Origin of the sequence: Pontibacter coccineus (assembly GCF_030546575.1) — a bacterium.
In the GTDB taxonomy this organism is placed as follows: Bacteria; Bacteroidota; Bacteroidia; order Cytophagales; family Hymenobacteraceae; genus Pontibacter; species Pontibacter coccineus.
The window spans coordinates 513,824-532,428 of record NZ_JAUOTN010000004.1 but is presented as its reverse complement, the minus strand read 5'-3'; the positions used below and the strand labels follow the sequence as shown (position 1 = coordinate 532,428).

The 18,605-nt window shown below is 52.9% G+C and carries 12 protein-coding genes; 5 read left to right on the top strand and 7 right to left on the bottom strand.

Features of this window, described 5'->3' with window-relative positions:
* Positions 1–5: 5 nt before the first annotated feature.
* Positions 6–2,201: a prolyl oligopeptidase family serine peptidase gene (locus Q4E40_RS12255; RefSeq protein ID WP_303412505.1), complete on the bottom strand. Its 2,196-nt coding sequence runs from the start codon at positions 2,199–2,201 to the stop codon at positions 6–8.
* Between the two features lie 84 nt (positions 2,202–2,285).
* Positions 2,286–3,287, bottom strand: coding sequence for a sugar phosphate nucleotidyltransferase (locus Q4E40_RS12250; RefSeq protein ID WP_303412504.1), 1,002 nt, complete (start codon positions 3,285–3,287; stop codon positions 2,286–2,288).
* Positions 3,288–4,338: 1,051 nt separating this feature from the next.
* Here Q4E40_RS12250 and Q4E40_RS12245 point away from each other — a divergent pair.
* The 4 genes from Q4E40_RS12245 (at position 4,339) to Q4E40_RS12230 (ending at position 9,035) form a co-directional block, all read left to right on the top strand.
* The gene (locus Q4E40_RS12245; RefSeq protein ID WP_303412503.1) at positions 4,339–4,917 is read left to right on the top strand and encodes a LemA family protein; all 579 of its coding nucleotides are present in this window, start codon (positions 4,339–4,341) and stop codon (positions 4,915–4,917) included.
* A 90-nt stretch (positions 4,918–5,007) separates the two neighbouring features.
* Complete coding sequence (locus tag Q4E40_RS12240) at positions 5,008–5,445, top strand: TPM domain-containing protein (RefSeq protein ID WP_303412501.1); 438 nt, start codon at positions 5,008–5,010, stop codon at positions 5,443–5,445.
* A 6-nt stretch (positions 5,446–5,451) separates the two neighbouring features.
* Entirely contained in the window at positions 5,452–6,213 is a 762-nt protein-coding gene (locus Q4E40_RS12235; protein WP_303412499.1) for a TPM domain-containing protein, read from the top strand.
* Positions 6,214–6,314: 101 nt separating this feature from the next.
* Complete coding sequence (locus Q4E40_RS12230) at positions 6,315–9,035, top strand: ATP-binding protein (RefSeq protein WP_303412498.1); 2,721 nt, start codon at positions 6,315–6,317, stop codon at positions 9,033–9,035.
* A 638-nt stretch (positions 9,036–9,673) separates the two neighbouring features.
* Here Q4E40_RS12230 and Q4E40_RS12225 read toward each other — a convergent pair.
* The 3 genes from Q4E40_RS12225 to Q4E40_RS12215 all read right to left on the bottom strand — a co-directional run bounded on the left by Q4E40_RS12225 (position 9,674) and on the right by Q4E40_RS12215 (position 12,667).
* On the bottom strand, positions 9,674–11,053 hold the full coding sequence (locus Q4E40_RS12225) for a sigma-54-dependent transcriptional regulator (protein WP_303412497.1): 1,380 nt from the start codon (positions 11,051–11,053) through the stop codon (positions 9,674–9,676).
* Between the two features lie 206 nt (positions 11,054–11,259).
* A complete protein-coding gene (locus Q4E40_RS12220; protein ID WP_303412496.1) occupies positions 11,260–11,835 on the bottom strand; it encodes a hypothetical protein in 576 nt (191 codons plus the stop codon).
* 205 nt (positions 11,836–12,040) lie between these two features.
* Positions 12,041–12,667, bottom strand: coding sequence for a hypothetical protein (locus tag Q4E40_RS12215; protein ID WP_303412495.1), 627 nt, complete (start codon positions 12,665–12,667; stop codon positions 12,041–12,043).
* A 233-nt stretch (positions 12,668–12,900) separates the two neighbouring features.
* Between Q4E40_RS12215 and polA the strand changes: the two genes are divergently transcribed.
* Positions 12,901–15,750, top strand: a complete 2,850-nt coding sequence (gene polA / locus Q4E40_RS12210; RefSeq protein WP_303412494.1) for a DNA polymerase I — start codon at positions 12,901–12,903, stop codon at positions 15,748–15,750.
* Positions 15,751–15,858: 108 nt separating this feature from the next.
* Here the strand turns inward: polA and Q4E40_RS12205 are convergent, their stop codons facing one another.
* Together Q4E40_RS12205 and Q4E40_RS12200 are read right to left on the bottom strand one after the other, a co-directional pair.
* Positions 15,859–17,301, bottom strand: coding sequence for an SGNH/GDSL hydrolase family protein (locus Q4E40_RS12205; RefSeq protein ID WP_303412492.1), 1,443 nt, complete (start codon positions 17,299–17,301; stop codon positions 15,859–15,861).
* 18 nt (positions 17,302–17,319) lie between these two features.
* A complete protein-coding gene (locus Q4E40_RS12200) occupies positions 17,320–18,558 on the bottom strand; it encodes an OmpP1/FadL family transporter (RefSeq protein WP_303412491.1) in 1,239 nt (412 codons plus the stop codon).
* Positions 18,559–18,605: the final 47 nt, after the last annotated feature.

Sequence of the window (18,605 nt, the reverse complement as noted above, 5' to 3'; positions counted from 1 at the left end):
ACCTGTTATGGCTGCTGCTTGGCATACGGGTTCACACCCATGTTCTTGTACATGAACGCCCAGGTATCGGCCCACTCCTGAATAACGAGTGAAGTCGGCTTGCCGGCACCATGGCCTGCACGCACATCGATGCGGATCAGGTATGGGTTGCCTGGAGCGCCTTTGTCCTGCAGCTCAGAAATGAACTTAAAGGAGTGCGCCGGCACCACGCGGTCGTCGTGGTCGGCGGTTTTCACCAGTGTGGCTGGGTATTTCACGCCTTCTTTGATGTTATGCAGTGGTGAGAAACCGTATAGGTTTTTGAACTGCGCTTCATCTTCAGAAGAGCCGTACTCCGGCACCCAGGCCCAACCGATAGTGAACTTATGGAAACGGAGCATGTCCATTACGCCCACGGCAGGAAGGGCAACCTTTGCCAGTTCCGGGCGCTGCGTCATGAAGGCACCTACCAGCAAACCACCGTTCGAGCCACCGCCCACGGCCAGTTTCTCACTCGAAGTATACTTGTTGTCGATCAGGTATTCGGCTGCCGCGATGAAGTCGTCGAACACGTTCTGCTTGTTAGGTGTCATACCGGCTTTGTGCCAGTCTTCGCCGTACTCGCCGCCACCACGCAGGTTCGGCATCGCGTATACGCCACCGTTCTCCAGCCACAGCATGTTGGCAATGCTAAAGCTTGGCGTAAGTGAGATGTTGAAGCCGCCATAAGCGTACAGGTAAGTCGGGTTGTTGCCGTTCAGTTCCAGGCCTTTCTTGTGCACGATGAACATCGGCACTTTGGTACCGTCCTTGGAGGTATAGAACACCTGCTTGGTTTCGTAGGCTTCGGTGTCCACGTCTACTTCGGTTTTGCGGAACAGCGTTACTTTGTTGTTCGGCACATCATAACGGTAGATGGTCGGAGGATAGGTGAAGGACGTGAAGGTAAAGAAGGTCTCTTTGTCGTCTTTCTCACCGCCAAAGCCGCCAACTGTACCAATCGACGGCAGTTCTACCTTATTCAGCTGCTTGCCGTTGGTATCGTATACCACCACTTCGCTGGCGGCATCTTTCATGTAAGAGGCAATGATACGGCCACCCACAAAGGAAACAGTATTCATCACATTCTCATTCTGCGGCACTACTACTTTCCAGTTCTGCTCCTGTGGTTTTTTCGGATCGATGAGCACGAGGCGGTAGCGTGGGGCATTCTTGTTGGTGCGCACCAGCAGCTTATCACCAATATTGTCCACCACGTTGTACTCCGACTCGAAATTATCGATGATCGGCTTGATGGTAGACTTTGGATCTTTCAGGTCACGATAGTACAGGGCGTTGGCACCGCTGGCACCTTCCGACACGTTCAGGATCAGGAAGCGCTCATCGTCGGTGGTTTGGCCGTAGTAGTTACGGAGTGGCTTGGTCTTGTCTTCGTAAACCAGTTTGTCCTGGCTCTGCGGCGTACCGATCTTGTGGTAGTATACCTTGTGGTACTCGTTCTTATTGGCCAGTTTGTTGCCTTCGGTCGGGGCATCGTAGCGGCTGTAGAAGAAGCCGTCTTTGTACCAACTCGGGCCGGAGAACTTCACCCACTCCACTTTGTCGTCGAGCTTCTTGCCAGTGGCTACTTCCATCACTTCGTAGGTGTTCCAGTCGGAACCGCCGCTTGAGGTACCGTAGGCCACATACTTGGCGTCTTTGTCGAAGGCCAGCGCGGTGAGGGCCACCGTACCGTCAGAGGAGAATTTGTTCGGGTCGAGGAACACTTTCGGCTCACTCTCCAGGGAGTTTTGCACATAGAGCACGCTCTGGTTCTGCAGACCGTCGTTTTTATAGAAGTAGTACTTGCCGCCTTCCTCGAACGGCGCACCATAGCGCTCATAGTTCCAGATCTTGGTCAGGCGATCTTTGATCTGGTCGCGGAACTCGATGCCATCCAGGTAATTGAAGGTCACTTTGTTCTGTGCCTCTACCCACTGGTCCACTTCCTCGTTGTGGGTTTCGAGCCAGCGGTAAGGGTCGGCCACCTTCGTGCCGAAGTAATCGTCGGAGTGGTCTACTTTTTTGGTTTCAGGGTAAGTTAGTTGGGTTTCAGCCGTTGCGGTGGCTTCGGTTGTGGTTTCGGTATTCATGCCAGTGGCGGTATTCTCGGTTTGGGTGGATTTGCAGGCCGAGACGGCGGTCAGGCCGCCTGCCAGTAAAAGAACAGTTGTTTTTTTCATATGACTATACGATCGTGTTTAAAACTGATAGCTTTAACAAAGTATAAAGATACGTAATTTGAGGGAAACGTTGGCTCAGCCGGCTTACTGCGCAAAATTAATCTCGGTGCTGTCTCCAATATTCAGGCTATGGCTGAGACCTTTGAAACTGGCGTCCGAACCAATGATGGAGTCGTGCATCACAGCGTTTTGCAGCTCGGAGTAAGCCCCGATAATAGAGTTGCTCAGCGAAGAGCGCGAAATGGTGGTATTGTCGCCGATCGCCACATTGGGCCCGATGATGGAATGCGTAATGTTACAGTTGGCACCGATGCTCACAGGCGGAATGATGATATTCCCGGGATACGCGTCCGCGTAGTCCATCTCCCGAAAGCGTGCGTGACTCAGGAGCCTGGCATTGGCTTCGAGCAGGGTTTCTTTGCGGCCACAGTCAAACCAGTTGTCCACGTTCCAGGTTACCATTTTCTCACCCTGCCGGATCATGTGCATGAGGGCGTCAGTGAGGTGGTACTCGTTGTGCGTACGTACATTTTCGGTGATGATGTGCTCCAGCGATCGCACCAGTTTTTCCGGCTGCATGATTTTATAGAGGCCTACCAGGGCAAAGTTAGACTTCGGAATCTTCGGCTTCTCCACCAGCTTCACGATGTACTCATCGTTCCCAACTTCGGTCACGCCGAACAGGGAGGGCTTGGCCACCTTTTTCACGCCCAGCACTGATTTAGGGGAAGCGATGATAGCGGGCAGGTCTGCCTCTACAATGTTATCGCCCAGCATAATGAGCACACTGTCTTCGTGGCGGTAAGTCTCACGGGCAATCCAGAGGGCATGGCCCAATCCTTCGCGAGGCTCCTGCACCACGAACTCCGCCCTTATCTGAGGATATTGCTGCCGCACATAATTTTCGACCTTGTCGCCGAGGTAGCCGATGATGAACACATAATCCTGCACGCCAGCTTGTATGAGCCGCTCCACAATGTGGCCCAGTATCGTATTGTCAGCCACCGGCACCAGCGATTTGGGCTGGGTATGCGTGTGCGGACGGAGTTTAGAACCAACACCAGCAACAGGGATCACGACTTTCATATACTACACTTTTGCAGCAATATAGTAATTTTTCATCAGGATTTAGAGGATAAAAGGGAAGAAAAGAGAGGAGTGTAGGTGAAGGAGGCTTCCAGGCCTGCCTATGTCTGGTGGCAGGTATAGCTTGTCTGAATCAGGATTTACGGGATTAAATGATTAACAGGATTATTGTGCACGATTGGCACACCCCTGCCCCTCTCAAGAGGGAAATTGCGCTGGTCACCTATACCTAGGCATAAGCTTCGTAGCTGTAGTTTCATGTGCGCAAATGACATCCCTTTTCCCCCTTCAAAGGGGGACTTTTCTGCTGAGTCCGCTTCACAGGTATAGTGTTGTAGCTTCTGCTACTTATGTTCCCACGGATTATACCCACCCCCGCCCCTCCCGAGATGGGAATTTCTGCCGCTACCAACTTACAGGTATAGGCTTCGTTGCAACTTTCTAAACAATACCGGGTCCAACCACCCCTAGCCCCTCCTTATCCATTAAGAGGGGCCTCTGCCCCAGGCGGGGAACCTAGAACTGCAATACAACTGATATAGGCGCTGTAGCAAGACTAACTTGCCCCGGAAACTATGAAACAAATAGCTGTGCACGGTGCAACAATGACGATTTTGTGTTTGAGCGGTCAGCGAGTTTAAAAGCGTCTTGACTTTTTTGCTTACTTTTTGTGTCAAGACAAAAAGTGAGTGCCCGCCGCACAGGCGAAGCTATAAAACAAATCAGCTTAAGGTATAGATAGGCTGACACTACGCCAGTTGCAAGCTGGCCGCATGTGCCACCACAAGTTGCGCTTCGCTAAACTTGCGGTATGGTAAACCTTATACCTATACTTAGGCCAGAGGCTCCACCATAGCCGTCACACGCGTGGACGCTCGCGCCCGCGCCATAATACCACACGCCCGCCGCACAGGCGAAGCAACAAAGCATTCGCTATACCTACAGCAGCTACAACCCCAAAACCAATTTTACAACGTCATCCTATGTTTTCCGTAATCATATCGCTTAGCTTTGTACTTATATCGTATACAAACTATACCCCTCAATAAACATGAAAAAAATCTTCCTCTACCTGATCGGCTTCCTCATGATCAACTCACTATCGTCTTGTGGTTACAATACGATGGTGCAGAAAGACGAAACCGTGGAAACGGCCTGGGCAAACGTGCAGAACGCCTACCAGCGCCGCGCTGACCTTATACCAAACCTGGTGAACACCGTGAAGGGCGCCGCTAACTTTGAGCGCGAAACCCTTGAGAGTGTGATAAACGCCCGTGCTAAAGCGACTAGTGTTCAACTTAGTGCTGATGATCTGACTCCGGAAAACCTGCAGCGCTTCCAGGCCGCTCAAAACGAACTGGGAGGCGCCCTGAGTCGCTTGCTTGTGTCGGTGGAGCGCTACCCGGAACTCAAAGCGAACCAAAACTTCCTGGAGCTGCAGGCGCAGCTGGAGGGCACTGAAAACCGAATATCGGTGGAAAGGCGCAAGTTCAACGAGGCCGTGCAGGACTATAACACGACAGTCCGATCCTTCCCAAACAACCTGATGGCAGGCGTTTTCGGCTTCGAACGCAAAGGCCACTTCCAGGCTGACCCAGGTGCCGAGCGCGCTCCTACCGTGCAGTTCTAAACTTTACTTTGCTACATGGTTAAATTGTTAAATGGTTGGCGTACCAACGATTTAACAATTTAACCATGCAACCATTTAGCCATCAACAACATGCCTAAAGATACCATAACCGACGCGGACGAAAAGGTGATCATGGAGGCCATACAGCAGGCGGAGCGCAACACCTCCGGTGAGATACGCGTGCACATCGAGAACAACTGCAAAGGCGACGTGCTCGACCGGGCCACCGAGGTCTTTGCCCAGCTACACATGCACCTGACCAAGCAGCGCAACGGCGTCCTGTTTTATGTGGCCGTTAAAGACCATCAGTTTGCCGTGCTGGGTGATGCTGGCATCAACGCTATCGTACCTGACCACTTCTGGGAAGACATTACAAAAGAGGTGATCTCTCACTTCAAAAAACAGGAGTATGCTGCGGGTCTTGCCAAAGGCGTGATTATGGCGGGTGAGCAACTCAAATCGCACTTCCCTTACGACGACAAAGGCGACCTTAACGAACTGAGCGACGATATCTCGTTCGGAAAATAACACACCATGAAACGATCTGTTCTGTTCCTATACCTTGTTTTGTGCAGCACCCTGGCTTTTGCGCAAAGCAGTGATTTTCCGCCACGGCCTAACCCACCGCGCCTGGTAAACGACCTGGCCGGCATCCTGAGCCAGGGAGAGAGACAGGCACTTGAGCAGAAGTTGGTCGGCTACAACGACACGACCTCTACCCAGATCGCGATTGTCACCATTAAATCCATTGGCGACTACGACGCAAACCAGTACGCTGCCGAACTAGGCGAGCTCTGGGGCGTGGGCGGTAGCAAGAACGACAACGGCATTATTATTCTGGTGTCGCTGGAACCGCGCCGGGTAGCCATCCAGACAGGTTACGGCATGGAGCACATCATTCCGGACGCCATTGCCAAACGCATTACCGAGCGCACGCTCAAACCGAACTTTCAGCAGGGGGAATTCTACAAAGGCCTGAACGAAGCGACCAACCTGATCATCAGCCTGGCCAGTGGCGAGTACCAGGCCGACCCACAGGCTAGCCAGGGAGAAGGCGAAGGCCCGTCACTGATGGCGATCATCCTGATTGTGATTGTGCTGGTTTTCATCATGTCGCGCTTTAAGGGCGGCGGAGGCAGAGGAGGCCGTGGCGTACGTACGCTCGGAGGACCGATTCTGGGTCCGGGCGCGTTTGGCACTTTCCGTACCGGAGGCGGCATGTTTGGAGGGGGCGGAGGCTTCGGCGGATTTGGCGGCGGTTCCTTCGGCGGCGGCGGTGCCAGCAGTAGCTGGTAGAACGTGTTGCCATGAACATATGATTCTGGCTTTCTTGTCGTTACAGAAAGTATAGCTCCCCAAAAATCCGTACCTTTGCAAATGGAGGGGCATCTGCGCGTATGAAGATAAACAACGAAAACATTAAATCGAAAGTAGTCATCGGCTTCACGCTGGCGCTTTCGGTGGTGGTTTTTGCCATATACCTTACCTACAACAGCTTCACGCAGTTACTTAGCTCCGTCAATGTGCTGGCGGAACCAAATGCCAAGCTGGCCAAGCTGCAGCACACCCTTGCCGACATCGCCACGGCAGAGAGCGCTATCCGCGCCTATACCCTCACCACCGAGGACAAGCACTTCCGGGAATACCTCGACAACCTGGGCAACATCAACAGCCAACTTGACTCGCTCTGTACCCTGATGCAGGACAATCCCGCTGAACTGTCTCAGATTGACTCGGTGTCTGCCTTGCTGCTGGCTCAGCGGAAAAGCCTGGAGGAGCACGTGAACAAGAAAAAAGAGCAGCGGGGCAACAACGCCTATACCGACAAAGCCTTGAAGCAGATCGCCTCGGCGGCTTCCAAACAACCCGCGACCACCACCATCAACCAGCGCACCAAAACAACCATATCGGATAGGCTGACCTACAATACAGATACGATCACTGCCTCCCCCTCACAAAACGAACAAAAGAAAGGCATTCTAAATAAGCTCTTTGGCAAACGCACCGAGCCTAAGCAGCAGGAGCCGCCGCTGCCTGTTGTCGTACCTCAACTCAATGTAAAGCAAGAGTATAGTGCTGATACCAGTAAGGCTGCGCCAACCAACATGGCCTCCATTGCCAAAGTGCGCATCGTGCTCAAAGACGTGGAGCGCGAGCTACAGCAGCAGCAACAGGCCATGGTTGCGAAAGAACTGGCTCTCCTGCAACAAGATAAACAGATCATGGATCAGGTGCGCCGCATGGTGTATGACCTGGAGCGCTATGAGCTGCAACAAGCTCACCAAAATGCGACGCGGGCACAGAAAGTAGCCAAAGAAACATCGCTTGTGCTTTTGCTGGTCGGTGTGTTCGGCTTGGCAATTGGCATCGCCTTTATTTTGATTATCCTACGCGACCTCACCCGCAGCAGCAAGTATAAAGTTGAACTGATGCGCTCCCGCAAAGAGGCCATCCAACTGGCTCGCGCCAAAGAGGCTTTTGTAGCGAACATCAGCCACGAGATTCGCACGCCACTCAACGTGGTACTGGGTTTCTCTGAACAGCTGGGCCATACCCAGTTACAGGAGCAGCAACACGAGCATCTGCAAGCCATACACGGGGCAGGGCAGCACCTGCTGCATATTGTAAACGACGTGTTGGACCTCTCCAAGATCGAGGCGGGCAAGCTGCACCTGCACATGGCGCCTTTCGAGATGAAGCAGCTCCTGGCGGAGGTGGAACGGACTTTCCGACTCAAGGCCAGCACCAAAGGCATTGGCTTCAGCTGCACGCTGGACGATCAGCTGAACGGTTACCTTTCAGGCGACTCGCTGCGACTTCGGCAAGTGCTTTTCAACCTGGTAGATAACGCCATCAAATTCACCCACGACGGGGAGGTGCGCGTAGCGTGCAAGCTCAAGTCGCAGCGCCGTAACCGCGCCGTGGTGCTGATCGAGGTATCCGACACAGGTATAGGTATACCGATGGAACAGACCGCACACGTGTTCGGTGAATTCAATCAGGCCGATGACTCTATCATCCGGAAGTATGGCGGCACCGGCCTGGGGTTGTCCATTAGCAAGAAGCTGGTGGAGATGCAGGAAGGCTCGCTCACCCTGCGCAGCGTACCGAACGAAGGCACCACTTTCAGCATTGTGCTGCCAATGTTACGGGTAGCGGCACCCGAATTGGAAGCTATACCTCAGCCGCAACTTTCTGTCACCGATGTACTGGCCGGCAAAGCGGTGCTGGTGATTGACGATGATGCTTACAGCCGTACCCTGTGCCAGCTGATACTGGGCCGCAAAGGCATGCAGGTGACGCTGGCCAACGACGGACAGGAGGCGCTGCAGCTGATCAAAGAAAAGAAATTTGACATCGTACTCACCGACATCCAGTTGCCGGGCATGAGCGGAAAAGCCGTTGCCAGGGCCATCCGGAAAGAGAATGCCACTATACCGATCATGGCGCTCACGGCCAACATCATGAGCAGTAATAGGCGCTTTTTCGCCAAAACAGGTATATCAGACCACTTGCTCAAGCCTTTCACAGAACAGGACCTATACCTGAAGCTTAGCAAAGCTTTAGCAGCTCAAGCTATACCTGAGCCGGCGCCTGCACTTGAGTCTACTATTGAGAGTGAGGAGGTAGTAGAAACATCAGGTATAGCGGCAGCACCAAGTATGCCCATACCTACAGGTATAGCGGATACTAAGAGCAAATCAGGTATAACTGCACCAGCAGCACAACAGGCAAACGAGGCCATACCTGCCGTATATACCCTGGACGAACTGCGCACTTTCGTGGGAGATGATGAAGAGGCGCTGTGGGAAATCGTGGAGGTGCTGGTGTCAGATAATCTGCACTCCTTGGCACAGCTGGAAAACGCAGCGGCAGCGGCTAACTGGCAGCAAGCGGGTGAACTAGCCCACAAGATGAAAACCGCTTTCCGCCACCTGCAGGCCCATACCGTGCTGCCCGCCCTTGATGCGCTCGAGCAAGTGCTCCACCAGCCAGAACTGCCAACCGACAACCTGCCTGCCACAGCAACACAACTGCAACACGAAGCTAGGCTTGTGCTCACAGCACTTGGGGCTGAGCTTAGCAAACGTAAAAAGACTGAGGAAGCTGCAGCTTAGGCTTCGATGATTTCCCTTTAATTAATGACCCTTTCGGATTGAAAAAGCTTTTCGGGATTTATCAACCCCAAAGTCTTATCGAGGGATCCTCCCCCCACGGTTGGGGATTTTCTAATCCTTATGTGTAGGTTTTGCAGGTATACGGGGACAAGGATGTCCCCTGCAGAAATACTTCCGGACAGGGATGTCCGAAAGAGCTTACAGATCATTCTTCAAGAAGTTCAAGTATCCCGCTGGTCAAGGGACAAGCAGAAGTGGGGTTAGGGGCAATACCGTCAACTGAAGCAGTTGCTCTTTCGGATTTATCAATCCGAAAGGTGGGCCTTGGGGATTTCTCAATCCCCGTTTCTCTATATACGCGGGTTGGGAGACCCGCAACAGTTGGGCGTAGGAGCAATGCAGTCAACTAAAGGCTTTTTTGTCATTTCGACCCGGGGGTAGGGGACCCTCGTTTTGGGAGAAATCTGAATGGTGCGAAAATTTTGAAATAATCCAGATCTCTCCAATCGTCGAGATGACAGCGTGAGTTAACCATGGCTTAGGTTGACGGCATTGGGGATGAGCCCGCCCCCTACCAGATTCAGGTAAATACACCCGCGTCAGCCTTCCTTAAATGCTCGGGTTGAGAATACAGCCGCTTAGGCCTCAATGTTATACTGCCGCATTTTGTTGTAGAGCGTTTTGCGGTCGATGTTGAGGAGGCGGGCCGCTTTGGACTTGTTGTACTTCACGCGCTCCAGCATTTCGATGATCAGCTCTTTTTCGCTACGCTCGGTTGCGGTGCGCAGATCCGTGACAGGCATGGCTACCTGCGTAGCATCCGGCTGCGCCACAATGCTGGTCGGCTCAGGTATGTGGTAGGCGATTTCGGGAGGCAGGTCGTCGAGCGTAATTTCGGAGCCTTTGGCCAGCAGCACCGCCCGCTTCACCACATTCTTCAACTCTCGCAGATTTCCCGGCCAGCTATATTTCTCTAACGCCATCATCACAGCCGCATCAAAGCCTGACACGCTGCGTTCCAGTTCGTGATTGGCCACTTGCAAAAAGTGATCGGCAAACTGTATGATGTCTGCCGTGCGGTCACGGAGCGGGGAGATGTTGATCTTGAACTCGTTGAGGCGGTGGTACAGGTCTTCCCGGAACTCGCCATGGCTCACGGCCTGCACCAGGTCCTCGTTGGTGGCCACGATAATGCGCACATCCACGTCAAGGTCGGTGTTGCTGCCGATCTTGCGCACTTTGCGCTCCTGTATGGCCCGCAGCAGTTTCACCTGTATTTCGTAAGAGAGGTTGCCGATCTCATCCAGAAAGAGTGTGCCGCCGTTAGCTGCCTCAAACTGCCCTTCCTTATCGGCCATAGCCCCTGTAAACGAGCCTTTCACGTGCCCGAACAGTTCGCTGCCGGCCAGCTCTTTTGATAAAGCACCACAGTCGATGGCCACAAAGGGCTTGTCGTGGCGCTTGCTGCGCTGGTGTATCTTGCGGGCTACGTACTCCTTGCCAGTCCCGCTCTCGCCCTCTATGATCACCGACATGTTGGTGGGCGCGATCAGGGCGATGTATTCCTCCAGTTGGTTGGATTGGGGGCTGGCACCTTTCACGAAAGTGAAGCCACCCTGCGCAGGTATAGCCGGCTTCGTCGCAACATGGCCTTCTCGCCCGAGGGTCAGCGCCTTTCGGATGGTCAGCAGCGTCTCGTCCGGATTGATCGGCTTGGCCAGGTACTCAAAGGCACCCATTTTAATGGCCCTCACGGCTGTGCGGATGTCGGCGTAGTGCGTCATCAGGATAACGGGCACCTGGGTATCGAGCACTCGGATTTGCTCAAGCAGTTCCAGCCCGTTTTTATCGGGTAGCCTGAAGTCGGTCAGGATCAGGTCGAAGGTATCGGCTTTGATGTGGCTGAGGCCCTCGCCGGCGGTATAGGCGGTTTTTACCTCATACTGCTGCCGTTTCAGGAACGTGCTCAGCATCAGGCAAAAGGTAGGATCGTCGTCGATTAAGAGTATTTTGGGCATAATCATAAGCAATATACACAACCGCGGGGCAGGGGGAAAATGTTGCCCTAAAATAACGTGCTCGGCCGGGCATTCCGACTGTTTACCGAAAAGCGGCGCTTAAGGTTGGGTATAAATGCAGCGGGAGGGGTATAAAACAGAAAAGCCCCCGCTGGGCGGAGGCTCGTTCCATGATACTAGGGTCGCTAGTATGCAATCTATGTGGCTTATTTTTGGTCTTGGATAATGTTGCCTTTTTCATCGATGCGAACTTTAGCGCTCTGCTGCTGCTCGTTGGTGAAGAAGATCTCATACATTGTTTTGGCACCCTGGCCTTGCGCATTAGCCTGTGCGTTAACATTCTGCGCATTTTGGTTGGCCTGCTCGGCACGGTTTTCCATGCCCTGGGCATTGGCGCCGGCGGCATTGGCGTTAGGTGTTACGCGGAACACTTCCACAATCTGCCAGCTGTTAAATGCTTCGGCAGTCAGCGCCTGCTTTACAGGCTCCGGAAGCTCTTCCTTCGTGATGGCTTCGCGCTTGGCGTTGTCATCCTGTGCTGGAGTCTGGGTGGCGGTTTGTGTCTGCGTTTGGGTTGTAACTTGTGTTTCAGTCTGCGCCTGCTGCTCGTAGTTTACCTGATTTCCAGTTTCAGCCTGCGCTTCGGTTTCTACTTCAGTGGTTTGCTCTACTTTCTCCTTCTTCTTCGACTTCTTTTTGTTCTTGTCAGTCTGTGCGTTAGCATCAAGTGAGGCAAAGCCAAAGAATGCGATGGCGGCTGCCAGGTAGGTTATTTTTTTCATAGTTTTATTCTGTCGCTCAAATTTAATATTTCACAAAGCCTAGTAGTCAAAACTGTGCCAAAACTATATATTGTAATTAAATTGCTGAAAGACAACACATTGCACAAAAAAGCAAAACTCCCCAAACTGTGGAATTCGCTTTGTAGTGGGGCGAAAATTCCACAGTTTGGGGAGTACAAACTGGGTAATGAGGTATAGGCCGTGCTTATGCGCCTAGCATAAGCGCCAGGGCAATGAGGGAACCAAAGCCTATTCCGAAGCCTGCCGCAGCCTTGCCCACTTTGCGTTTGTGAGCCTGCTTTTTAAATGAACTACGGTAAACGGGCTCTTTCATCAGCTGATAGTTCGGGTGTAACAGGTCGTCAACATTAGGCGGTATGGCGGCCGTTATGATGCCTGCCACCAGACCAGCAGGGGGAAGCAGGAAGGTAGCTCCGGCAGTACCCCAAAGTGGCCCCTGCCCTTTGTAATACAGCAGCGCATCATATCGGCCCTGGTACATCAGTTCTTCCTGGGTATAGGTACGCGAGGCTGTTGCTCCTGCAGGTATAGCGGAAGTAGTCGCGTACTCGTCGTTGCCTTGCGGCAATTGGCTGAGCTGGCGCTGCGCGGGCTGGGTGGCAAACTGCATGGAGGCCACATCGCCCCGGAGCACAAACCGCATAGGGCCTTTCTCTTCGCTAAGCATGCGGTAATGGATGGTGTCTTCCCCCACTTTCACAATCTTCCCGATTAACTCTTCACCGCTCTTCTTAACGATCAGATCTTGGCTGTAGCCAAAGGTAGCGGTCAGTACGAAACATACGCTTAGTACCGCTCTTTTCCATGTCATGAGGTGCATCATCCTGCTCTTGTAATTTAAGTTTTGTTTATTTTCAGTCTTGGATTAGGAAGATACAAAGACTATTCCATTTATTGTAGAATCTATATATTTTATTTTTAGGGTGAAAATAAAATCCCGACAAGGTAGTTCCATGTGGCGTATAAAGTCGGAATGGCACAAACTTACCCGCTGCACACTTCTGGAAATTTGCAAAGGAAGCCGGCAGCCTATACCTTTATACTATGAGCGAACCACGTAAAAAATTATTCCTGCTTGATGCCATGGCCCTGATCTACCGGGCGCATTTTGCCTTCAGCAAAAACCCGCGCATCAACTCCAAAGGCATGAACACCGGCGCTGTGCTCGGCTTTACCAATACCTTGGTGGAGGTGCTTCAGAAAGAGCGCCCTACGCACATCGGCGTCGCTTTCGACTCAGCGGCCAAAACGTTTCGCCACGACAATTTCGCTGCCTACAAGGCCAACCGACAGGCCATGCCCGAAGATATTTCGCTGGCTATACCTTACTGCAAAAAGATTGTAGAGGCTTTTAACATACCGGTACTCATCATGGACGGCTACGAAGCCGATGACATCATCGGCACATTGGCCTGCCGCGCCGAGAAGGATAATTTTGACGTGTACATGATGACGCCCGACAAGGACTACTGTCAGCTGGTGACCGAGCACGTTTTCCTGTATAAGCCCGCTTTCCTGGGCAATGCCGTGGAAGTGTGGGACGTGGCACGGGTGCTGGAGAAGTTTGAGATTGAGCGCGTGGAGCAGGTGATCGACATACTCGGCCTGCAGGGCGACGCCGTGGACAACATACCCGGTATACCGGGCATCGGCGAGAAAACCGCCAAGGCCTTGATTCAGCGCTTCGACTCTGTCGAAAATCTGATCGCAAACGCTGACCAGCTGAAAGGCAAGCAGAAAGAGAACATTGTGAATTTTGCCGACCAGGGCATCATGTCCAAAGAATTGGCCACCATCCACTGCGACGTGCCGGTGCCGTTCAGCGCGGAGGCCCTGCACTACGACGGGCCCAACGAGGAGCAATTGGCCGAGCTGTTTGCCGAACTGGAGTTCCGACAGCTGATGCAGCGTGTGCTGGGCATTTCGATGGCGGAGGCGCCAGCTGCTAAAACCGCTGTAAGGCGCGGCAAACCCAGCAACCAGCAACAGACCTCGCTCTTTGATACAGCCGCAGCTACCGCCACTGCCGTGGATTCCGAAGAAGCAGGTATAGCTACCGAGCATGTGCCGTTTGCGCGTTTCAACAATACAGTACAAGACTATCACCTGATCGATACACCGGCGCTGCGCCAAAGCCTGATTCGCTACCTGCAGAAGCAGCAGGAGATTTCCTTCGATACCGAGACCAGCAGCATCGACCCGATTACGGCCAAACTGGTGGGCATGTCGTTCAGCTACCTCCCGGGTGAGGCCTATTATGTGCCCGTGCCACCTGATAACGAAGCGGAAGCCGTGCGCATCACTGCTGAGTTTAAAGATGTGCTTGAGAACCCCAGCATCGCCAAGATCGGCCAGAACATCAAGTACGATATCCTGGTGCTGAAAAACTACGGTGTAGAGGTGAGCGGCCCCTTGTTCGACACCATGCTGGCCCACTACCTGTTGGAGCCCGAAATGCGCCACAACATGGACGTGCTGGCCGAAACCTACCTTAACTACAGCCCTATCCCTATCACCGACCTGATCGGCCCGAAAGGCAAGAACCAGATCACGATGGCCGACCTGAAGCCGGAAGAGGTGAAAGACTATGCCTGCGAGGACGCTGACGTGACGCTGCGTCTGAAGCACTACTTTGAGCCGCTGCTGCAGGAGCAGGGCTTGATGAAGCTCTTCAACGAGGTGGAGAATCCCTTGGTGCAGGTGCTGGCAGGTATAGAGAAAGAAGGTATATCGATCGACGCCAATGCGCTGGCCGATATTTCGTTGCTGCTCGAGCAGGAGATCAAAGGCATAGAAACCCGCATCTTTGAGCTGGCTGACACGGAGTTCAACATCGGTTCGCCGAAGCAGCTCGGCGAAGTGCTCTTCGACCGAATGGGGCTGCACGGCAAAGCCAAGATCAAAAAAACCAAAACCGGCCAGTATGCCACCGGGGAGGAGATTCTTTCCAAGCTGTCAGGGGAGCACGAGATCGTGCGCCTGATCCTGGACCATCGGGAGCTTTCCAAGCTAAAGTCGACGTACGTGGATGCGCTGCCGCAGCTGGTGTGTGCGCTCGACAATCGCGTGCATACCTCTTTTAACCAGGCCGTGACGGCTACGGGACGCCTGAGTTCAACCAACCCGAACCTGCAGAACATCCCGATCCGCACGGAACGGGGACGTGAGATCCGCAAGGCCTTTGTGCCGCGCGACAACAAGCACCTGATCATTTCGGCGGACTACTCCCAGATCGAACTGCGCATTATGGCCGATTTCAGCGGTGACCCGACCATGAAAGAGGCTTTCCGCAACGGGCTTGACATTCACTCCTCTACAGCCAGCAAGGTGTTTCACGTGCCACTCGACCAAGTGGACAGCGAGATGCGCCGCAAAGCCAAGACGATCAACTTCGGCATCATTTACGGTATTTCGGCTTTCGGCCTTTCCGAACGCTTGCGTATACCGCGCCGTGAGGCCGCTGATATCATCGACGCTTACTTTCAGGAATTCCCAGCTGTGAAGGAGTACATGGACAGTGCCGTTGAGAAAGCACGCGAGCATGAGTATGTGGAAACCCTGCTGGGCCGCCGCCGCTACCTCCGCGACATCAACTCGCGCAACGCCACCGTGCGCGGCTTTGCCGAGCGCAACGCCGTAAATGCCCCAATCCAGGGCACCGCTGCCGACATCATCAAGATCGCGATGATCAACATACACGAATACCTGCGCCACGAAAACCTGAAGACCCGCATGATTCTGCAGGTGCATGACGAACTCCTCTTCGACGCTCCGAAGGAAGAAGTGGACATCGTGACGCCCAAGATCGTGGAGCTGATGACAAACGCCCTGCCGCTGAGCGTGCCGATGGAAGTGGGCTTAGGCGTAGGCAAGAACTGGCTGGAAGCGCACTAAGGTATAGCTGGCTATACCTGCCGCTTATACCTGTTGCTATACCTGATAAAAAGAGAAAGGCGCCTTCCGCAATGGAGGGCGCCTTTTCTGTGTTTGAAGTGCTATACCTTACTGCTGTGTAGGGAAAAGCACGGTACGGTATTGTGTTTCGTCAACAGTCGGCACATTTGCGTTATACTTACTGTTAATGGCTCTGATCATTTCGCTCGCTACGAAGGCATAGCCACGCGGCGTAGGGTGTACCCCATCCAGCGAGAACAAATTACCTGTGATGAAAGCAGGAGAATAAGCGACACCGTTCTTACCAAAGCCTGTTTTGACATTATTAAAGTAGGCATTCGCATCGAATAAGGCCAGTCCTCTAGCATCAGCTTGTGCTTTGATAATGTTGTTGAATGCCTCTGTAGCTGTTCTTACGTTTTGCTGTTCTGCTGCATCCAGTATGAGAGCACTTGGTATCGGATTACCGGCAGAAAGGCCGAACATGGCCGTGGTGTCAACCTGGTAAGCGAGCAATAAACCAGCTAAAGTACCTCTTACGGCAAGCGGATCTTGACTTGCACTTACCTGTCTGGCCAAATCTCTCCAGTACTTGCCTGTACGCTGTCCTACCAAAGAGGCGTAAGCAGAAGAGGTCAGCAGGAAGTATACTCCGTTCTGTGCAGCATTAATCTGAGCAGGGGCAATTTGAATTCTTGAACTGCCAGAACCTGTAAGCGCTACCAAACCCGGTATGTTGTTAGCGGCCAGCAGTTGCTGTACAGAAGGGCCAACTGTTGTAAAGAACGGAATGGCTGTTACGTCCGGAATCGTAGCAACAACACCCTTCTGCCCGCCAGCTGTCAAAGCGGTTAGCAATTCTGAATAGTTAGCGTCAAATGTTGCAGTAGGCGTGATCGTTCTTGAATTAGAGTTCAACGCGCCACCAGAGAACGCAGCGCCTGAAGTTGCATAAGACAGCACGTCGTTGTTGCCTATCCACATGCTGAAGAATGTGTGGTCTGTGCTTTGCTGAATACGCTGCAAGTAAGTCTGAGAGGAATTGTTATCAGGTGTAATACGCTCAAAGTGCGGGTTGCCCTGCGTAGATCCGTAGCCTGCAGTCTTCACGTCCGCTACTTTAATATCAGGAACAGCCAGGTTGTTAATGGGCTCCAGATACTTAGTATACAAGCGTGGGCTTACACTTCTTATAGCCAGAGCCTCGGTAACATTAGCCGTAATAGGAGATCCCTGAGCGGTGAAGCCTGCCAAACGTAAATACCCAGTACCGTTGCGCTGCTCTTCTGTGAAGAGTGGTTGCGTGAACTCGCCACCACCCACAGTTTTGAACTGCTCTGCCATAATAGCAGGGTAAGAGTTAAGCTGTCCTTCGCGGTACACGCCACCGTCACCCTGCCCGGCTGTAAGGGAATTACCAATAGCGATGTATTTTGCAAAATTAACTTCTCCAGCACTTGATGACGGTGTGTCAATCTCCGGATCGCAGCTTGTCAAGAACATACCAGCCATCAGGGCCAGTACACTCGATTTATAGAAAAACTTTTTCATATGCTTTGCTAAAGAAAATTAGAATTTGAAGTTCAGACCGATACCAGGGATATAGGCGACCGATTTATAAGTGCCCGCTATACCGCTAGACAGGTTGGCTGCATCCGTTCTTTCTTTTTTGTTGATATAGAGGAAAGAAGCGTCAATGCTGAAGTTTTCAGAAACAGAGTAACCTATACCTGCAGAAAGACCGCGTGAGTCTGAATCCGGCGTCTCTGGCGTCAGGTAGCCGTCCTGTACAGGGGTTTTGTCGAGGTAAGCGCCGGCACGGAGGGCCAGGGCGTCTGTTGCCATGTACTCACCACCGATGCGGTAGATGAAAGCGTTCTCGTAGTTACGTGCCGCCTCAGACGAAGGGCTGCCGGCCACGTTCTGGCTGAAGTCGAAGCGCAGTTTCTCGTAAGCATCCCAGCCTACATGGCTAATGTCAGCAGCCAGCGTCAGGCGCTCGTTTGGCTTAAAGCCTATACCTACCGAAAGGGTGGAAGGCATTGGCAGCTCCGCGTTGAAGGTGGTGCCATCAGGGAAGTTGCCGCGGGCAGCCGCCGGGATGTTGCTGAACATCACGTCGCCACCTTCTACTTTCAGGTCTACTCTGGAGCGGTAGTTCACACCGATTGAGAATTTCTCTGTTGGCTGGAAGAAGATGCCTGCGTTAAAGCCGAATGCCGACTCAGCGCCGCCATCCAGTTCGATACCGCCTTCCGTGCCGTCCTGGTTCTGCACTGGCACCGAACGCTGCAAATTAACGCTTCCGATTACGTAAGAAAGGCCTATACCTATACCTAGCTTCTCGGTAATGGCGTAGCTAACGGTAGGCTGCACATAGATCGCCTGCAGTTCCAGCTGGTTCAGCCCATAGCGGCCGCTCCACTCGTCACCCCAGTTCACGGTGCTGCCAAACGGGGTATACACACCCAGACCGGCAGAGAATTTTTCGTTTATGTTGTACACGCCATACACCTGGAAAGGAGTGCCTAGTGGGTTATCCGTACGAGCCGTAACACCGTTAGACTCAGGAGCAGAATGGGCAATTCTGGAGACGAGCGCACTACCGCCTATCGTCACGCCACTGTAGCCTAAGTGACTCATGGCACCAGGGTTAAAGAAAATGCTGGACGTGCCTGTTACCAGACCCGTCCCCGTATGGCCCATACCGATCTGGCGCTGGCCAGCCAGGTTCACCTGGTATCCGCCGGCCATGGCTGTACCCGAAATCAGGGCGCTACCTAAAAAGGCTAAGATTTTGCTTTTCATAAAATGCGACTTGTTTAAATGAAGGGTGTTAATAAGGTTAAACAAAT

Bases quoted from the DNA above. Each gene is read 5' to 3' on its own strand.
- Q4E40_RS12255 (WP_303412505.1), bottom strand. From the start codon at position 2,201: ATGAAAAAAACAACTGTTCTTTTACTGGCAGGCGGCCTGACCGCCGTC.
- Q4E40_RS12250 (WP_303412504.1), bottom strand. From the start codon at position 3,287: ATGAAAGTCGTGATCCCTGTTGCTGGTGTTGGTTCTAAACTCCGTCCG.
- Q4E40_RS12245 (WP_303412503.1), top strand. From the start codon at position 4,339: ATGAAAAAAATCTTCCTCTACCTGATCGGCTTCCTCATGATCAACTCA.
- Q4E40_RS12240 (WP_303412501.1), top strand. From the start codon at position 5,008: ATGCCTAAAGATACCATAACCGACGCGGACGAAAAGGTGATCATGGAG.
- Q4E40_RS12235 (WP_303412499.1), top strand. From the start codon at position 5,452: ATGAAACGATCTGTTCTGTTCCTATACCTTGTTTTGTGCAGCACCCTG.
- Q4E40_RS12230 (WP_303412498.1), top strand. From the start codon at position 6,315: ATGAAGATAAACAACGAAAACATTAAATCGAAAGTAGTCATCGGCTTC.
- Q4E40_RS12225 (WP_303412497.1), bottom strand. From the start codon at position 11,053: ATGCCCAAAATACTCTTAATCGACGACGATCCTACCTTTTGCCTGATG.
- Q4E40_RS12220 (WP_303412496.1), bottom strand. From the start codon at position 11,835: ATGAAAAAAATAACCTACCTGGCAGCCGCCATCGCATTCTTTGGCTTT.
- Q4E40_RS12215 (WP_303412495.1), bottom strand. From the start codon at position 12,667: ATGACATGGAAAAGAGCGGTACTAAGCGTATGTTTCGTACTGACCGCT.
- polA (WP_303412494.1), top strand. From the start codon at position 12,901: ATGAGCGAACCACGTAAAAAATTATTCCTGCTTGATGCCATGGCCCTG.
- Q4E40_RS12205 (WP_303412492.1), bottom strand. From the start codon at position 17,301: ATGAAAAAGTTTTTCTATAAATCGAGTGTACTGGCCCTGATGGCTGGT.
- Q4E40_RS12200 (WP_303412491.1), bottom strand. From the start codon at position 18,558: ATGAAAAGCAAAATCTTAGCCTTTTTAGGTAGCGCCCTGATTTCGGGT.